The following is a 15,600-nucleotide window of genomic DNA, read 5'->3' as shown; positions in this document are numbered from 1 at the left end:
TTGTTGGGCTGACCTGATTCCTTGTGGGAGCGGGCTTGCTCGCGAAGAGGGAGTGTCAGCCACATCCATATCGACTGACACTCCCTCTTCGCGAGCAAGCCTGCTCCCATATTAATTTGTGTAGGCCCGATCCAACTTGGTGCAACACTTTCACGACGCCCGTTTTCGTGCACAATTCCAATTCAGTCATTTCTTGTATGACCTTTTAAAACGCTTGTTCGGCACTCTGGTTCGGAAATTGCTACTTTCATCAGGTCTTACGCTTTCCAGTAACAATAATTCTGCGCCACAAGCGCTCATATTGGTTCTTAGGGATTGAATAATGAAAAAAGCATTGCTGACCTTTTCTGCACTCGCATTGTGCATGGCTGCGGGCTCCGCACTGGCCAAGGAATACAAAGAATTGCGTTTTGGCGTTGACCCTTCCTACGCACCTTTCGAGTCCAAAGCGGCCGACGGTAGCCTGGTAGGCTTCGACATCGATCTGGGGAACGCGATTTGCGCCGAGCTGAAGGTCAAGTGCAAATGGGTCGAAAGCGATTTCGACGGCATGATTCCGGGCCTCAAGGCCAATAAATTCGACGGCGTGATTTCTTCGATGACCGTCACCCCGGCCCGCGAAAAAGTCATCGACTTCTCCAGTGAGCTGTTCTCCGGCCCAACCGCCTACGTATTCAAGAAAGGTTCCGGCCTGTCGGAAGACGTCGCTTCGCTGAAGGGTAAAACCGTAGGCTACGAGCAAGGCACCATCCAGGAAGCCTACGCCAAGGCCGTGCTGGACAAGGCCGGCGTGAAAACCCAGGCCTATCAGAACCAGGATCAGGTGTATTCCGACCTGATGTCCGGTCGCCTTGATGCCGCCATCCAGGACATGCTGCAAGCCGAACTGGGCTTTTTGAAGTCGCCAAAGGGCGAAGGCTACGAAGTCAGCAAGCCGGTTGACAGTGAATTGCTGCCAGCCAAAACTGCGATCGGTATCTCTAAAGGTAACAGTGACCTCAAGGCACTTTTGGATAAAGGTATCAAAGCGTTACACGACGATGGCACCTACGCCACCATTCAGAAGAAACACTTTGGCGATCTGAATCTGTACAGCGGCAAATAATGCCCGGCGCCCATCTCACGATGGGCGCTTTTTTCACCCGATCAGGTTGCTGATTTATGTTCGAAAACCTATTACAAAATCTGGGGCTCTCTGCCTTCAGCCTCCAGGGCTTCGGTCCGTTGCTGATGCAAGGCACCTGGATGACTATCAAATTATCGGCGTTGTCGCTCTTGGTGGCCGTTTTGCTCGGCTTGCTGGGCGCCAGTGCCAAACTGTCAAAAGTCAAACTGGTGCGCGTGCCTGCGCAGATCTATACCACGCTGATTCGCGGCGTGCCGGACCTGGTGCTGATGCTGTTGATCTTCTACAGCCTGCAAACCTGGCTGACGTCGTTCACCGATTTCATGGAATGGGAATACATCGAGATCAACCCGTTCAGCGCCGGGGTCATCACCCTGGGCTTCATCTATGGCGCGTATTTCACCGAAACCTTCCGTGGCGCGATTATCGCGGTCCCGCGTGGTCAGGTCGAAGCGGCGACCGCCTATGGCCTTAAACGTGGCCAGCGTTTCTGGATCGTGGTGTTCCCGCAAATGATGCGCTTTGCCCTGCCGGGTATTGGCAATAACTGGATGGTGATGCTCAAGGCCACTGCGCTGGTGTCGATCATCGGCCTCGCCGACCTGGTCAAGGCCGCTCAGGACGCCGGTAAAAGCACCTATCAACTGTTCTACTTCCTGGTCTTGGCTGCCGTGATTTACCTGCTGATCACTAGCGCCTCCAATTTCGTCCTGCGCTGGCTCGAACGCCGCTACGCCGCCGGTTCCCGGGAGGCCGTACGATGATCGAACTCTTGCAGGAATACTGGAAACCCTTCCTTTATACCGACGGTTACAACATTACCGGCCTGGCCATGACGATGTGGCTGCTCAGCGCCTCGATCTTCATCGGTTTCCTGGTGTCGATTCCGCTGTCCATTGCCCGGGTGTCGCCGCGCTTCTATGTCCGTTGGCCAGTGCAGTTCTACACCTACCTGTTTCGCGGGACGCCGCTGTATATCCAGCTGCTGATTTGCTACACCGGGATCTACAGCCTGGCCGCCGTTCGCGCCCAACCAGTGCTGGATGCGTTCTTTCGCGATGCGATGAACTGCACCATCCTCGCCTTCGCCCTGAACACGTGCGCCTACACCACGGAGATTTTCGCCGGGGCGATTCGCAGCATGAACCATGGTGAAGTCGAAGCCGCCAAAGCCTACGGTCTGACCGGCTGGAAGCTGTACGCCTACGTGATCATGCCGTCGGCCCTGCGTCGCTCGTTGCCTTATTACAGCAACGAAGTGATCCTGATGCTGCACTCGACCACCGTGGCGTTCACCGCGACCATTCCGGATATTTTGAAAGTTGCTCGGGACGCCAACTCGGCGACCTTCCTGACCTTTCAGTCGTTCGGTATTGCTGCCCTGATCTACTTGACCGTGACCTTTGCACTGGTTGGCCTGTTCCGTCTTGCCGAACGGCGATGGCTGGCCTTCCTCGGGCCGAGCCACTAGGACCCGCTTTAGGAATTAAGAGACATGCGCCACCAGATTCATGACCTGCTGGCCCCGCTGCCGGGGACCGCACGACAGATCCACAGTTTCCATTACGGCCCTACGTCGGCCAAAGGCAAGATCTACATCCAGTCGTCACTGCATGCCGACGAGATGCCTGGCATGTTGGTGGCCTGGCACCTCAAGAAACGCTTGGCGGAGCTCGAAGCCGCCGGCAGGCTGCGCAGCGAGATCGTATTGGTGCCAGTGGCCAATCCGATCGGCTTGGAACAAGTGTTGCTGGAAGTTCCGCTGGGTCGCTTCGAGCTCGAAAGCGGTCAGAACTTCAATCGTTGGTTCGTCGATGTGAGCGAAGCGGTCGGCAATGAGATCGAAGGCCAACTGGGTGACGATCCTCAACGCAACCTCGGACTGATCCGCGACAGTTTGCGCAATGCCCTGGCCAGGCAAACCGCCAGCACCCAGCTGCAATCGCAGCGCCTGACCCTGCAACGTCTGGCCTGCGATGCGGACATGGTGCTGGACCTGCATTGCGATTTCGAAGCCGTCGCGCACCTGTACACCACGCCGCAAGCCTGGCCGCAGGTTGAACCCCTCGCGCGATATATCGGTGCCGAGGCGAGCTTGCTGGCCACCGACTCCGGCGGCCAATCGTTCGATGAATGTTTCACCCTGCTCTGGTGGYAGTTGCGGGAGCGCTTCGGCGAACGCTTCGACATTCCGCTGGGCAGTTTTTCGGTGACGGTCGAATTGCGTGGCCAGGGCGACGTCAATCATCCGTTGGCCAGCCTCGATTGCCAGGCGCTGATCGACTACCTGATCCACTTCGGCGCCATTGCCGGCGAACCGGCGCCACTGCCCGACCTGCCCTACCCGGCCACGCCGCTGGCCGGAGTAGAACCTGTGGCAACACCGGTCGGCGGCCTGCTGGTGTTCACCGCGCTACCGGGGGAGTACCTGGAAGCCGGGCAATTGATCGCCGAAATCATTGACCCGATCAATGATCGCGTCACCCCCGTTCATTGCACCGCCGCCGGGCTGATGTACGCCCGCTCGCTGCGGCGCATGGCCACTGCCGGCATGGTGATCGCGCACGTCGCGGGCGCCGAAGCCTATCGCAGCGGCTACCTACTTTCGCCTTGAGGATGCATGCCCCATGTACAAACTGACCATCGAAGGCCTGCATAAAAGCTATGGCGATCATGAAGTCCTCAAAGGCGTTTCGCTCAAGGCCAACACCGGTGACGTCATCAGCCTGATCGGCGCCAGCGGCTCGGGCAAAAGTACGTTCCTGCGCTGCATCAATTTTCTTGAACAACCCAACGACGGCGCCATGAGCCTCGACGGGCAGAACATCCGCATGATCAAGGATCGTCACGGAATGCACGTGGCCGATGCCAATGAACTGCAACGGATCCGTACCCGTTTGGCCATGGTGTTTCAGCATTTCAATCTGTGGAGCCACATGACCGTGCTGGAAAACATCACCATGGCCCCGCGCCGAGTGTTGGGTTGCAGCAAGGAAGAGGCGGAAGACCGCGCCCGGCGTTATCTGGACAAGGTCGGCCTGGCCGCCCGCGTCGCCGACCAGTACCCGGCGTTTCTGTCCGGCGGCCAGCAACAGCGGGTCGCCATCGCCCGTGCGCTGGCGATGGAACCGGAAGTCATGCTGTTTGACGAACCGACATCGGCGCTCGACCCGGAACTGGTGGGTGAAGTATTGCGAGTTATCCAGGGCCTGGCCGAAGAAGGCCGGACCATGATCATGGTGACGCACGAAATGAGCTTCGCACGCAAAGTCTCCAATCAGGTGCTGTTCCTGCACAAAGGGCTGGTAGAAGAAGAAGGCGCGCCGGAAGACGTACTGGGCAATCCGAAGAGTGAACGGCTGCAGCAGTTCCTCAGCGGCAACCTCAAGTAACACTGCAAAACCTGTGGGAGCGAGCAGGCTCGCTCCCACAGGGGATTTACGACGAGCACAAAATTAAACTAGTCCCATCGCGCCGCGGTCACTGAAAGAAGACTTTCAGAGCGCACACCGCCGGCATGGGAACCTCCCCCGACTACGCAAAACAATGGTTTGCCCATCGCGGCTGGAAACCTTTCGCCTTTCAAAAACAGGTGTGGGCGGCGGTTAAACGCGGCCAGTCCGGGTTACTGCATGCCAGTACGGGCGCCGGTAAAACCTATGCGGTCTGGTTTGCAGCGCTCAATCGCTTTGCCTCGTCTGTCACACCCTCTGAACCCCCTCGTAAACGAAAACCGGTCGCCCAACCACTGACGGTCCTGTGGATAACCCCCATGCGCGCACTGGCAGCGGATACAGCGCGTGCGCTGGAAACGCCACTGCTGGATTTACGAATTCCATGGAGCGTCGCCCTGCGCACCGGCGACACCAGCAGTAGCGAACGTGCCCGCCAGAGTCGGCGCTTACCCTCCACACTGATCACCACGCCGGAAAGCCTGACCCTGATGCTCGCCCGTGCCGATACGCAAACAGCGCTGGCGACTTTGCGCATGGTGGTGGTCGATGAATGGCATGAACTGCTTGGCAATAAACGCGGCGTGCAGTTGCAACTGGCGCTCGCCCGCCTGCGCCGTTGGCATCCAGAGCTGATTGTATGGGGTGTTTCCGCCACCCTCGGCAATCAGGCCCACGCCGAACAGGTCCTGATCCCGCAAGGTGGCGGCGTCAGCGTTCAGGGTCACACGTCCAAGGCACTGCAGGTCGACACCTTGTTACCCCCGACCATCGATCGATTTCCATGGGCCGGGCATATCGGCTTGAAGATGTTGCCGCAAGTAGTCGCGGAGCTGGAGACCAGCCCCACCAGTCTGGTCTTCACCAACACCCGCGCCCAATCCGAGATCTGGTATCAAGCCTTGCTGGAGGCACGCCCCGATTGGGCCGGGCTGATCGCCTTGCATCACAGTTCACTGTCACGGGACACCCGCGACTGGGTCGAGCGAGCACTGAAGGAAGGTCAACTCAAAGCCGTGGTTTGCACCTCAAGCCTGGACCTGGGCGTGGATTTCCTGCCGGTGGAGCGCGTGTTGCAAATCGGCTCGGCCAAAGGCGTGGCGCGGCTCATGCAGCGGGCGGGCCGTTCCGGGCACGCGCCAGGACGGGTTTCGCGGGTGACGCTGGTGCCGACCCACAGTCTGGAATTGATCGAAGCGGCTGCCGCGCAAGTCGCCGTGGCGCAACGACGTATCGAACCCCGCGAGTCGCCCCAAAAACCTCTTGATGTGCTGGTTCAGCATCTGGTCAGCATGGCCTTGGGCGGAGGTTTTTTGCCTGATCAGTTGTACGAAGAAGTACGCAGTGCCTGGGCGTATCGAGACCTTACTGTCGCAGATTGGACTTGGGCACTGGCGTTCGTACGCCATGGCGGACTTTCTCTGACGGCCTATCCGGATTACCGCCGGGTCGAACCGGATGAACACGGTGTCTGGCGCGTGCCGGATGCCCGCCTCGCCCGGAGGCATCGCATGAGTATCGGCACCATCGTCAGCGATGCGAGCATCCAACTGAAATTCTGGAGCAAAGGCGGCGGTGGCAAACAATTGGGCAGTGTCGAGGAAGGGTTTATCGCGCGACTGAAACCGGGTGACGGCTTTCTGTTTGCCGGGCGTTTGCTAGAGCTGGTCCGGGTGGAAAACATGACGGCATACGTCAAACGCAGCAGCGCGAAAAAAGCCGCTGTGCCGCGCTGGAATGGCGGACGAATGCCGCTTTCCAACGAATTGGCCCAAGCGGTGATCGAGCAATTCAGTGCGGCGGCACGGGGCGAATTTTTTGGTCTCGAAATGCAGGCATTACGGCCACTGCTGGAGTTACAACAGCGCTGGTCCGGATTGCCAACCTCAGACTCCTTGCTCGCCGAAGCGCTGAAATCCCGCGAAGGCTGGCACCTGTTTCTTTATCCCTTTGCCGGGCGCCAGGTGCATTTGGGGTTGGCAAGCCTATTGGCCTGGCGGGTCAGTCAGCAGCAGACGGTGACGTTTTCCATTGCGGTCAACGATTACGGGCTGGAGCTGCTAAGTGCCACTTATGTGGACTGGTCGCAAGTTCTGACTCCCAGGCTATTGAGCCCCGAGCATCTACTGAGAGATGTGCTCGCCAGCTTGAATGCCGGCGAACTCGCACTGCGACGCTTTCGTGAAATCGCGCGGATCGCCGGGCTGGTGTTTGCCGGCTATCCCGGCGCGCCGAAAAGTACACGTCAGGTCCAGGCATCAAGTGGGTTGTTCTTCGAAGTATTCAAACAGTACGACGCAGGGAATCTGCTGTTGGCGCAAGCCGGGGAAGAAGTCCTGCGGGAAGAACTGGATATTCATCGATTGGAACAGACATTGAAGCAGGTCAATCGGTTGAAACTGGACCTGCATCCGATCAGACGTCCCACCCCGCTGGCTTTTCCGCTATGGGTGGAACGCATGCGCGAAAGCATGAGTTCGGAAAAACTCGCGGACCGTATCCGACGGATGGTCAGCGACCTGGAAAAATCCGCCGCTAACGGGAAAGCCGGATGAGTACACCCTATCCCGTGAACCTGGCTGGCGAGGAATTGTGGCTGCTGCCAGAAAAAGCTATCTACTGGCCGGCGCAACAAGCCCTACTGATCGCCGATGTGCATTTTGGCAAAGCTGCGGCGTATCGAAGCCTTGGCCAGCCGGTGCCTCGGGGCACCACCACCAGCAATATCGCTGTATTGGAAGGCTTGCTGGCTGCCCTGCCCTGTCGGCAGCTGATTTTCCTCGGCGACTTTCTTCACGGGCCTGGCTCTCATGCGACGGCCACGTTGAGCGCATTGGCCGACTGGCGAGCGCGGCATCCTGATCTGCCGGTGACACTGATCCGCGGCAACCACGACAAACGAGCGGGCGACCCACCCGACTCGTTAAACATTCGCGTGGTGCCTGAGCCGTTGCTGCTGGGGCCGTTCGCCTTGCAGCATGAACCGCATCCTCATCCTGATCGGCCTGTACTCGCCGGGCACGTACATCCCGTGTATCGGCTAAGGGGCAGAGGTCGACAAAGCTTGCGTTTGGCGTGTTTCAGGCTGGGAGAAGCCATATGCCTGCTACCGGCCTTCGGCGTGTTTACCGGCGGGTATCAGGTTGAGCGGGACGACAGCTGTAGGATCTTTGTCATTGGCGACAACGAAATATGGCCAGTCAGCTGAAGTCTTTAAAGACATCAGCTGACTGGCCATTTTTTTGCGGCAGTTCAGGCAACAGGCGCCGGAGGCGGCTCATCCGGCAAGGTGGGTTCACCGGGTTCCGTTGGCTGTTCGTTCGGGGTATCGGGGTCGGGTTGACCGGGGATGCCCCCTGCCATGCTGACGGGCGGATGTGCCAACAATGACCAGGCCAAAACGCCAATCTGATTGGGCTCAAGCCTTGCCAGTTCGGCACTTATTCGCGGATCGATCTTCATAAAGCACTCCTGAGCGAAGGCCCGGTCCGCTGTACGCGAACCGGGCAGTACACCCCATAGAGTGTCTACCCGCTCAAGAATTCCCGCTGACTGTCCAGATGAACGGATCAGGTGCGCGGTAAGGTGACGCCGAGCTGGCCCTGATACTTGCCGCCACGGTCCTTATAGGACACTTCGCACTCTTCGTCGGATTCGAAGAACAGCATCTGTGCRACGCCTTCGTTGGCGTAGATTTTCGCCGGCAGTGTCGTGGTGTTGGAGAACTCCAGCGTCACATGCCCTTCCCACTCAGGTTCAAGCGGCGTCACGTTGACGATAATGCCGCAGCGCGCGTAGGTGCTTTTACCCAGGCAGATGGTCAGCACGTTTCGTGGAATGCGGAAGAATTCCACGGTACGGGCCAGGGCGAATGAGTTTGGCGGAATGATGCAAACATCGCTTTTAACGTCGACGAAGCTCTTCTCGTCGAAATTCTTCGGATCAACGGTTGCCGAGTTGATATTGGTGAATACCTTGAATTCATCGGCGCAGCGCACGTCGTAGCCATAGCTCGAAACACCGTAGGAAATCACGCGCTCGGCGCCTTCGCCGCGCACTTGGCGCTCAACGAAGGGTTCGATCATGCCGTGCTCTTGCGCCATGCGGCGAATCCACTTGTCCGATTTGATGCTCATGGCGGGTGTCCTGAATAGCGAGGTGGAAAAATTCTGTCCGGCATCTTACCGGGCGCGCGCTCCGGGTTCAAAGTGCGGGGACACAATTCTCGCTGCCCCCGTGAATTCGGGGCCTTTCCACAAATTCGAAAGACCGTCAGTCCTGAAAACAGAGAAACCTTCGCAAGAACCATTGGCACGTTCCGGAAAAAGGGTTAAGGTGGCGCCACTGTGCTGCTTGTGTCACTGAGAATCTCTACACGATATGTTGAATTTCGATCCAACCATCTACAAGAATTTTTCCTGCTCTTTGCACTCAGTCTCGGCCAGGGTTCTTCCTGAGTCGCAGTTATCTTTGTTCAAGGAGTTACACCATGTCTAATCGCCAAACTGGTACCGTTAAGTGGTTCAACGATGAAAAAGGCTTCGGCTTCATCACTCCACAATCCGGTGACGACCTGTTCGTTCACTTCAAAGCTATCCAATCCGACGGCTTCAAAAGCCTGAAAGAAGGCCAACAGGTTTCTTTCATCGCTACCCGCGGTCAGAAAGGCATGCAAGCTGAAGAAGTTCAAGTTATCTAACTTGTACTTGCTTTAGTAAAAAGCCCCGCCCTTAAAAGCGGGGCTTTTTTGTGCCTGACTGTTTTGTGGGCACCAAAAAATCGCAGCTCATGGCTGCGATTTTTTTATGCCTTACCAGGCCACGCCAAACCCTGCGGTGTAGCGAACCTGATCCAGATCAGCGTCTTCGGTACCGCTGACGATGTCGCGCTCGGCCTTCAGGTTAAGCGACGCCCATTCGGTTACCTTGTAGCGCAAGCCCATTTCAGTATCGAGTGCGTAATTGGCCACGTCTGACAATGGCTTGCCCACTTCGCCATTGGTGAACAACTCCACTTTCTTGCCAATCAGGTAGCGTTTGTAATCCCACGTCATCGCCAAGGCATAAAAGTTATCCTTGCTGCCGTCGGTGAACTCGTAGTCCGTGCGATTGACCAGCGAGCCCAGCGAGAACTCACCCAATTCGTTGTCCCAGAACTGGTAACCCGGACCGGTACCGAGGGTGCGCTGACGGGATAGGTTTTCCACTTTGTCACGCTTATAGACTGCCCGCCCCTGCCAGAACCATTTCTCGGTCAGGAAGCGATCGAGCGCGTATTCAGCCCGCCAATTGTCAGTCGTAACAACGTCATCCTGGAACTCGCGGTTGTATTCGCCTTCCGCCGTATGCCGCCATTTGCCATGGCGCGCTGTCGTCTTGAAGTCGATGTCGTAGTCGTCAGTGTCGTTTTCCGCCCGCTGGTAATCCAGCGCTGCGTCGATGTTCCCCTTCCACACCAGATCTTCGACCACTGGCTTGGGCTTGAGAATCTGCTGAATACTGGCCAACTCCACCGTCTTGGGAGACTCGCCATTTTCCAGGGTTACCTTGCCGTCGCCTGCCGCATGCAGCGACTTGGCCTTCTCGCCCGTGTACGCATCCTGCTTGACYAGCAATTCCTGATCGCTTTCCAGGGTTTTGACCTGTTTCCAGTCGATCGGAATAGAACCGGCGTACTCGGTCTGGATCACCAATTTGCCGCCATCAAATAACGTGATCTTGCCGCTCAACTTGTCACCGTTCTTCAGCCAGACGGTATCGGCGAGCAAGGGTGTGGAAGCACTCAGGACAGCGAGGCAAAGCAGTGTTCTGGACAACATAAGCAAAAACAGACTCAAGTTTGCGAAAAAAAGTCGGCATTATCCTCAGGAATAAGACCCTAGCAAGGACTGACCCGACTATTTCTATTGAGTTCATTTCTCAAACAGTGATGCGGGATTTACTCTACAAACGTCAGAGCGATCTTTTTTCAGGAATTGTGGATGTGACCAAACCAACCTCTGAAACCGAAAGTGCCGCGCAAATCCGACGCACGGCGCTCTATCTGACACTGGCACAAGTGCCTGAAGGCAAAGTGGTGAGCTATGGTCAACTCGCGGAACTCGCTGGCCTCGGTCGCGCGGCCCGCTGGGTCGGACGCACGCTGAGCCAATTGCCGGGCGACACCAAATTGCCGTGGCATCGGGTTCTCGGTGCCGGCGGTCGGATCAGTCTGCCTGTGGGCAGCCCTTCGGGGGATGAACAGCGTGCGCGATTGCGCTCTGAAGGTGTCAGTATCCAGAACAATCGTGTTGATATTCAGCGCCATGGCTGGCGCCCGGTAGAGCACAGCGGTTAGAGTGCGCGCTTTGTTTCCGTAATTCTTGAGGCAGACTCCAGCCCATGCCCCGTAAAACCTGGCGCGCCGCGCTCGCCGCCTATGCCAGCCCCTCGACGCTCGTGTTGTTGCTGCTTGGTTTCGCCGCCGGCCTGCCCTACATGCTGGTGTTTTCGACGCTCTCCGTCTGGCTTCGCGAGGCAGGTGTAGCTCGCGAAACCATTGGTTATGCAAGTCTCATTGGCTTGGCCTACGCCTTTAAATGGGTCTGGTCTCCGCTGCTCGATCAATGGCGCCTGCCATTCCTCGGCAAACTGGGGCGACGACGCTCGTGGCTGGTGCTATCGCAGGCGCTGGTGATCCTCGGTCTGGTAGGCATGGGTTTTTGCGACCCACAGAAGCATTTGTCCTGGCTGATCGCCATCGCGGTGGTCGTCGCCTTCGCTTCGGCGACGCAGGACATTGCTGTCGACGCCTATCGCCTGGAAATCGCCGAAGACAATCGCCAAGCGGCACTCGCCGCCAGCTATATGTCGGGTTATCGGATCGCCGCGCTGCTTGCGACTGCCGGCGCGCTGTTCTTCGCCGAAGGCTTCGGCTCCACCGGTTTCAATTATCAGCATTCGGCGTGGGCCGGCACTTACATACTGTTCGGCGCGCTGATGATTCCGGCGTTGGTCACCTGCCTGTTCATGCGCGAGCCCCCCGTACCACTGCGCACTCAGCTGCAGGCCGGCCGCTACAGCTTTGCGCATCAACTGGCGTCAGTGTTTGTGCTGATCGTGTTGCTGGTGTCCGTGCCCGCCATGTTCACTCAGCTCTATTACACCGACTTCGCCAGCGTGCTGTTCGAAGGCGTGAGCCTGCTCGACCTGGTACTCGAAGACCGGGCACTCCTGCGGGCAATCCTCTATATCATGCTGACCGCCATGTGCCTGTCGGCCATGGGCCGCCGCGGTCTGGCGCCGGTACTGACGCCGGTCAACGACTTCATTACGCGGTATCGCTGGCAAGCTTTCCTGCTGCTTGGCCTGATCGCCACCTACCGCATGTCCGATACGGTCATGGGCGTGATGGCCAACGTGTTTTATATCGACCAGGGATTCACCAAGGATCAGATTGCCGGGGTCAGTAAAGTTTTCGGCCTGATCATGACCCTGGTCGGCGCAGGCATGGGTGGCCTGCTGATTGTGCGTTTCGGTATTCTGCCGATCCTGCTGATCGGCGGCATTTCGTCGGCCGGCACCAACCTGCTGTTCCTGATGCTCGCCGACATGGGCGCCAACCTGAACATGCTGATCCTCACCATTTCCCTGGATAACTTCAGCTCAGGCCTTGCGACATCGGCGTTCGTCGCGTACCTGTCGAGCCTGACCAACCTCAAGTTCTCCGCCACCCAGTACGCCCTGCTCAGCTCGATCATGCTGCTGCTGCCACGCCTGATCGGCGGCTACTCGGGGGTTATGGTCGAGAAGTTCGGCTATCACAATTTCTTCTTGATCACCGCCCTGCTCGGCGTTCCCACACTGCTGCTGATCGCCCTGCACTGGTATCAGGAGAGCCGTCGCGCAGGTCCGACGCCGACGCCAGAGCCGGTTCCGACCCAGATCGTGGAAGAATCGTAGGAATCATCGCAAAGGGCGGTGTGATTCCCGCCCTCCTGCCACACCACCGACCGCATGCCTGTACGCCAGCGGATCTCGCCCGTACAATGCTGCGTCATTTCTCGTCATCAGCAACCGACAACGGCCAACCATGCGCACCAGTCAATTTTTGCTCGCCACACAGAAAGAAACGCCTTCCGACGCGGTCGTGATCAGCCATCAGCTGATGCTGCGCGCCGGCATGATCCGCAAACTCGCCTCGGGCCTCTACACCTGGCTGCCGATGGGCTTGCGAGTGATGCGCAAGGTCGAAGCCGTCGTTCGTGAAGAAATGAACGCTGCGGGCTCTCTTGAAGTGTTAATGCCGAGCACACAGCCGGCTGAGCTGTGGCAGGAATCCGGTCGCTGGGAAGAGTACGGCCCTGAATTGCTGCGTTTCAAGGATCGCCATGGTCGTGATTTCTGCGCGGGCCCGACCCACGAAGAAGTGATCACCGATCTGATGCGCAACGAGCTGAGCAGCTACAAACAGCTGCCGATCAACCTGTACCAGATCCAGACCAAATTCCGCGATGAAATCCGCCCACGCTTCGGCTTGATGCGCGGTCGTGAATTCATCATGAAGGACGCCTATTCGTTCCACGCCGACCAGCCTTCGCTGCAAGTCACCTACGACCGCATGCACCAGGCTTACTGCAACGTGTTCACCCGTCTGGGCCTGAAGTTCCGTCCTGTAGAAGCCGACAACGGCTCCATCGGCGGTGCCGGCTCCCACGAATTCCACGTACTGGCCGAATCCGGCGAAGACGACATCGTCTTCAGCAACGGTTCCGACTACGCGGCGAACATCGAGAAAGCCGAAGCCGTGCCGCGCGAAACTTCCCGCGCCGCGCCTGCCGAAGAACTGCGCCTGGTCGACACCCCGAACGCCAAGACCATTGCGCAACTGGTTGAAGGCTTCAATCTGCCTATCGAAAAGACCATCAAGACCCTGGTCGTTCACGCCGAAGAAGCAGGCAAGCTGATTGCCCTGATCATCCGTGGCGACCACGAGTTGAACGAAATCAAGGCCGCCAACCAGCCAGGCGTTGCCAGCCCGCTGGTCATGGCGTCCGAAAGCGAACTGCGCGACGCAATTGGCGCCGGCGCTGGCTCCCTCGGCCCGCTGAACCTGCCACTGCCGATCATCATCGACCGCTCCGTCGAGCTGATGAGCGACTTCGGCATCGGTGCCAACATCGATGACAAACACTACTTCGGCGTGAACTGGGAGCGTGATCTGGCTGTTCCGACCGTTGCCGACCTGCGCAACGTGGTAGCCGGCGACCCAAGCCCTGATGGCAAGGGCACCCTGGAAATCAAGCGCGGCATTGAAGTCGGGCATATCTTCCAGCTGGGCAACAAGTACAGCAAAGCGATGAAATGCGAAGTGCTGGGCGATAACGGCAAGCCGGTCACTCTGGAAATGGGTTGCTACGGCATCGGCGTTTCCCGCGTGGTAGCGGCCGCCATCGAGCAGAACAACGACGCCAACGGGATCATCTGGAGCGACACGCTTGCGCCGTTCCAGGTTGCGCTGGTGCCGCTGCGCTACGAAACCGAACAGGTTCGCGAAGCCACCGACAAGCTTTATGCAGAACTGACTGCCGCCGGCTTCGAAGTCCTGCTGGACGACCGCGACAAAAAGACCAGCCCGGGCATCAAGTTCGCGGACATGGAGCTGATCGGCATTCCTCACCGGATCGTGGTCAGTGACCGCGGCCTTGCCGAAGGCAATCTGGAATACAAGAGCCGTACTGAACCTGAAGCGCAAGCGCTGCCGGTTGCTGACGTGCTGTCTTTCCTCCAGGCCCGTATCCGCCGCTGACACCAGATAGAGAAGTCATGTTCAAGCGAAACACCTTAGGCCTCGGTGGTGCCGCCCTGTGCGGCACCCTGCTGGTCAGCGGCTGCGCCAATCAGATGTCGCAACGCAGCGAGCACGAGGAACGTGTCGAGCGCAAATTGCTCGATCACAGCCTGCAGATCGATGTGGGTGATCCCAAGGTGCTTGATCTGCCGCAACGTCGGGTGAAAATCCACGAGCAAAAGACGTTCGAAGTCACCGAATTCGAAGTCACTCGCAACTATGATCGCTACACACCTTACCAACCCTGGCGGGAGGTCTATGAGATCCCGCTGGGCGCGGTGGCGGTAGTGGCTGGTGTCGGCGCGAACGTGGTCAACGTGTTTACGCTTGGCAACCTGCCGGACAGCGTGACCAAGGATTGGCTGAGCTACGGTTTCGCCGGGCTCAACCCGTTCATGAACGTGCAGTCTCACGGCCGTGCGCAGCAAAACCTGGCCGGCATCGACGAGGTTCAGCTCGACAAACGCACCGAATACTCGAGCTTGCCCTGGAGCGAGCGTCCGGTGGAGGTCAAGGCAGGTAAGGAAACGTTCGAGCTGAGCACCGACAAAAACGGCGTTTTGCGCATAAATCTGCTGGACAGCCCGTTCGCCGAGCATGACATCAACCATTTGACCCGTCTGCTGATCAGCGTCGAAGATGACAATGACGATGTGCGCACCAAAACGGCCTTGGAAGTCAGCAGTTCTTTGCGCGGCAAGCTGCTCGAAGCCCACGGGCTGATTTATGACGATCTCGAAGACGACGAAGTGAGCCAGTGGGTACACCGGGTCAAGCGCCTGTCGGAACTGGGTCTGGAAGAAGAAGCCAGCGAGCTGGAGCAAAGCCTGATCGAACTGACGCGCAACGACCCCGAGTTGCAGACCGAATTCCTCAAGTCGTTGACCAAGGATGCCGGGCGCCTGGTGGCGGGCCAGGGACCGAATTAAGGCTTAAATGCATCGCGAGCAGGCTCGCTCCCACAGTTGACCGAGTTGTTCAGACGACCGCGGTCCAATGTGGGAGCGAGCCTACTCGCGAAGGCGGCCCGACAGTCACCACCTCTTCAGAGCTGCCACTACCGCTCAAACAACTCCATCTGCTCAAACCCGCCCCGCAMATCCTCCAGCCTGACCCCAACCCCCAGCAACCGCACCGGCTTCCCGCCGCGATTGAACGCCTGGGTCAGCAGCAGCTGATAACTCCCCAAATCCC

Annotated in this window: 15 protein-coding genes and 1 pseudogene; 12 read left to right on the top strand and 4 right to left on the bottom strand. The window is 58.2% G+C overall.

Features of this window, described 5'->3' with window-relative positions; genetic code table 11:
* The first annotated feature begins 322 nt into the window (after positions 1-322).
* The 7 genes from AC1DRJ_RS09155 to pdeM all read left to right on the top strand — a co-directional run bounded on the left by AC1DRJ_RS09155 (position 323) and on the right by pdeM (position 7,786).
* On the top strand, positions 323-1,105 hold the full coding sequence (locus AC1DRJ_RS09155; protein ID WP_477801849.1) for a transporter substrate-binding domain-containing protein: 783 nt from the start codon (positions 323-325) through the stop codon (positions 1,103-1,105).
* 56 nt (positions 1,106-1,161) lie between these two features.
* Positions 1,162-1,890 carry an ABC transporter permease gene (locus AC1DRJ_RS09150; RefSeq protein WP_477801848.1) on the top strand — a complete coding sequence of 243 codons (729 nt, stop codon included), beginning with the start codon at positions 1,162-1,164 and terminating at the stop codon, positions 1,888-1,890.
* Positions 1,887-2,597, top strand: coding sequence for an ABC transporter permease (locus AC1DRJ_RS09145; RefSeq protein WP_477801847.1), 711 nt, complete (start codon positions 1,887-1,889; stop codon positions 2,595-2,597). The genes AC1DRJ_RS09150 and AC1DRJ_RS09145 overlap by 4 nt, the downstream gene beginning before the upstream one ends.
* A 24-nt stretch (positions 2,598-2,621) precedes the next feature.
* Positions 2,622-3,740 carry a succinylglutamate desuccinylase/aspartoacylase family protein gene (locus tag AC1DRJ_RS09140; protein ID WP_477801846.1) on the top strand — a complete coding sequence of 373 codons (1,119 nt, stop codon included), beginning with the start codon at positions 2,622-2,624 and terminating at the stop codon, positions 3,738-3,740.
* Between the two features lie 13 nt (positions 3,741-3,753).
* Positions 3,754-4,518, top strand: a complete 765-nt coding sequence (locus AC1DRJ_RS09135) for an ABC transporter ATP-binding protein (protein ID WP_150780426.1) — start codon at positions 3,754-3,756, stop codon at positions 4,516-4,518.
* A 125-nt stretch (positions 4,519-4,643) separates the two neighbouring features.
* A complete protein-coding gene (locus AC1DRJ_RS09130) occupies positions 4,644-7,133 on the top strand; it encodes a ligase-associated DNA damage response DEXH box helicase (RefSeq protein WP_477801845.1) in 2,490 nt (829 codons plus the stop codon).
* On the top strand, positions 7,130-7,786 hold the full coding sequence (gene pdeM, locus AC1DRJ_RS09125) for a ligase-associated DNA damage response endonuclease PdeM (RefSeq protein ID WP_477801844.1): 657 nt from the start codon (positions 7,130-7,132) through the stop codon (positions 7,784-7,786). The genes AC1DRJ_RS09130 and pdeM overlap by 4 nt, the downstream gene beginning before the upstream one ends.
* Positions 7,787-7,830: 44 nt before the next feature.
* On the opposite strand, the gene AC1DRJ_RS09120 is transcribed toward pdeM, so the two are convergent.
* Together AC1DRJ_RS09120 and dcd are read right to left on the bottom strand one after the other, a co-directional pair.
* Positions 7,831-8,040, bottom strand: a complete 210-nt coding sequence (locus tag AC1DRJ_RS09120; protein WP_007947208.1) for a hypothetical protein — start codon at positions 8,038-8,040, stop codon at positions 7,831-7,833.
* Positions 8,041-8,147: 107 nt separating this feature from the next.
* Entirely contained in the window at positions 8,148-8,714 is a 567-nt protein-coding gene (gene dcd, locus AC1DRJ_RS09115; protein ID WP_007947207.1) for a dCTP deaminase, read from the bottom strand.
* 353 nt (positions 8,715-9,067) lie between these two features.
* Between dcd and AC1DRJ_RS09110 the strand changes: the two genes are divergently transcribed.
* Positions 9,068-9,277 carry a cold-shock protein gene (locus AC1DRJ_RS09110; RefSeq protein ID WP_002554837.1) on the top strand — a complete coding sequence of 70 codons (210 nt, stop codon included), beginning with the start codon at positions 9,068-9,070 and terminating at the stop codon, positions 9,275-9,277.
* Between the two features lie 111 nt (positions 9,278-9,388).
* On the opposite strand, the gene AC1DRJ_RS09105 is transcribed toward AC1DRJ_RS09110, so the two are convergent.
* Positions 9,389-10,396 (bottom strand): DUF481 domain-containing protein, encoded by a 1,008-nt coding sequence (locus AC1DRJ_RS09105; protein ID WP_477801843.1) that lies wholly within the window; start codon positions 10,394-10,396, stop codon positions 9,389-9,391.
* Between the two features lie 164 nt (positions 10,397-10,560).
* On the opposite strand from AC1DRJ_RS09105, the gene AC1DRJ_RS09100 reads away from it, so the two are divergent.
* From AC1DRJ_RS09100 to AC1DRJ_RS09085, 4 genes are all read left to right on the top strand, one after another.
* Positions 10,561-10,914, top strand: a complete 354-nt coding sequence (locus AC1DRJ_RS09100) for an MGMT family protein (protein ID WP_477801842.1) — start codon at positions 10,561-10,563, stop codon at positions 10,912-10,914.
* Between the two features lie 44 nt (positions 10,915-10,958).
* A complete protein-coding gene (locus tag AC1DRJ_RS09095) occupies positions 10,959-12,518 on the top strand; it encodes an AmpG family muropeptide MFS transporter (RefSeq protein ID WP_477801841.1) in 1,560 nt (519 codons plus the stop codon).
* Positions 12,519-12,648: 130 nt separating this feature from the next.
* Positions 12,649-14,364, top strand: coding sequence for a proline--tRNA ligase (locus AC1DRJ_RS09090; protein ID WP_477801840.1), 1,716 nt, complete (start codon positions 12,649-12,651; stop codon positions 14,362-14,364).
* 17 nt (positions 14,365-14,381) lie between these two features.
* Complete coding sequence (locus tag AC1DRJ_RS09085; protein WP_477801839.1) at positions 14,382-15,335, top strand: hypothetical protein; 954 nt, start codon at positions 14,382-14,384, stop codon at positions 15,333-15,335.
* 128 nt (positions 15,336-15,463) lie between these two features.
* On the opposite strand, the pseudogene AC1DRJ_RS09080 reads toward AC1DRJ_RS09085, so the two are convergent.
* A pseudogene (locus tag AC1DRJ_RS09080) lies at positions 15,464-15,600 on the bottom strand (DNA polymerase IV); the annotation flags it as partial.

The sequence above is a fragment of the Pseudomonas sp. P5_B2 genome (assembly GCF_056400445.1).
This window is presented reverse-complemented; position numbering and strand designations above follow the sequence as displayed.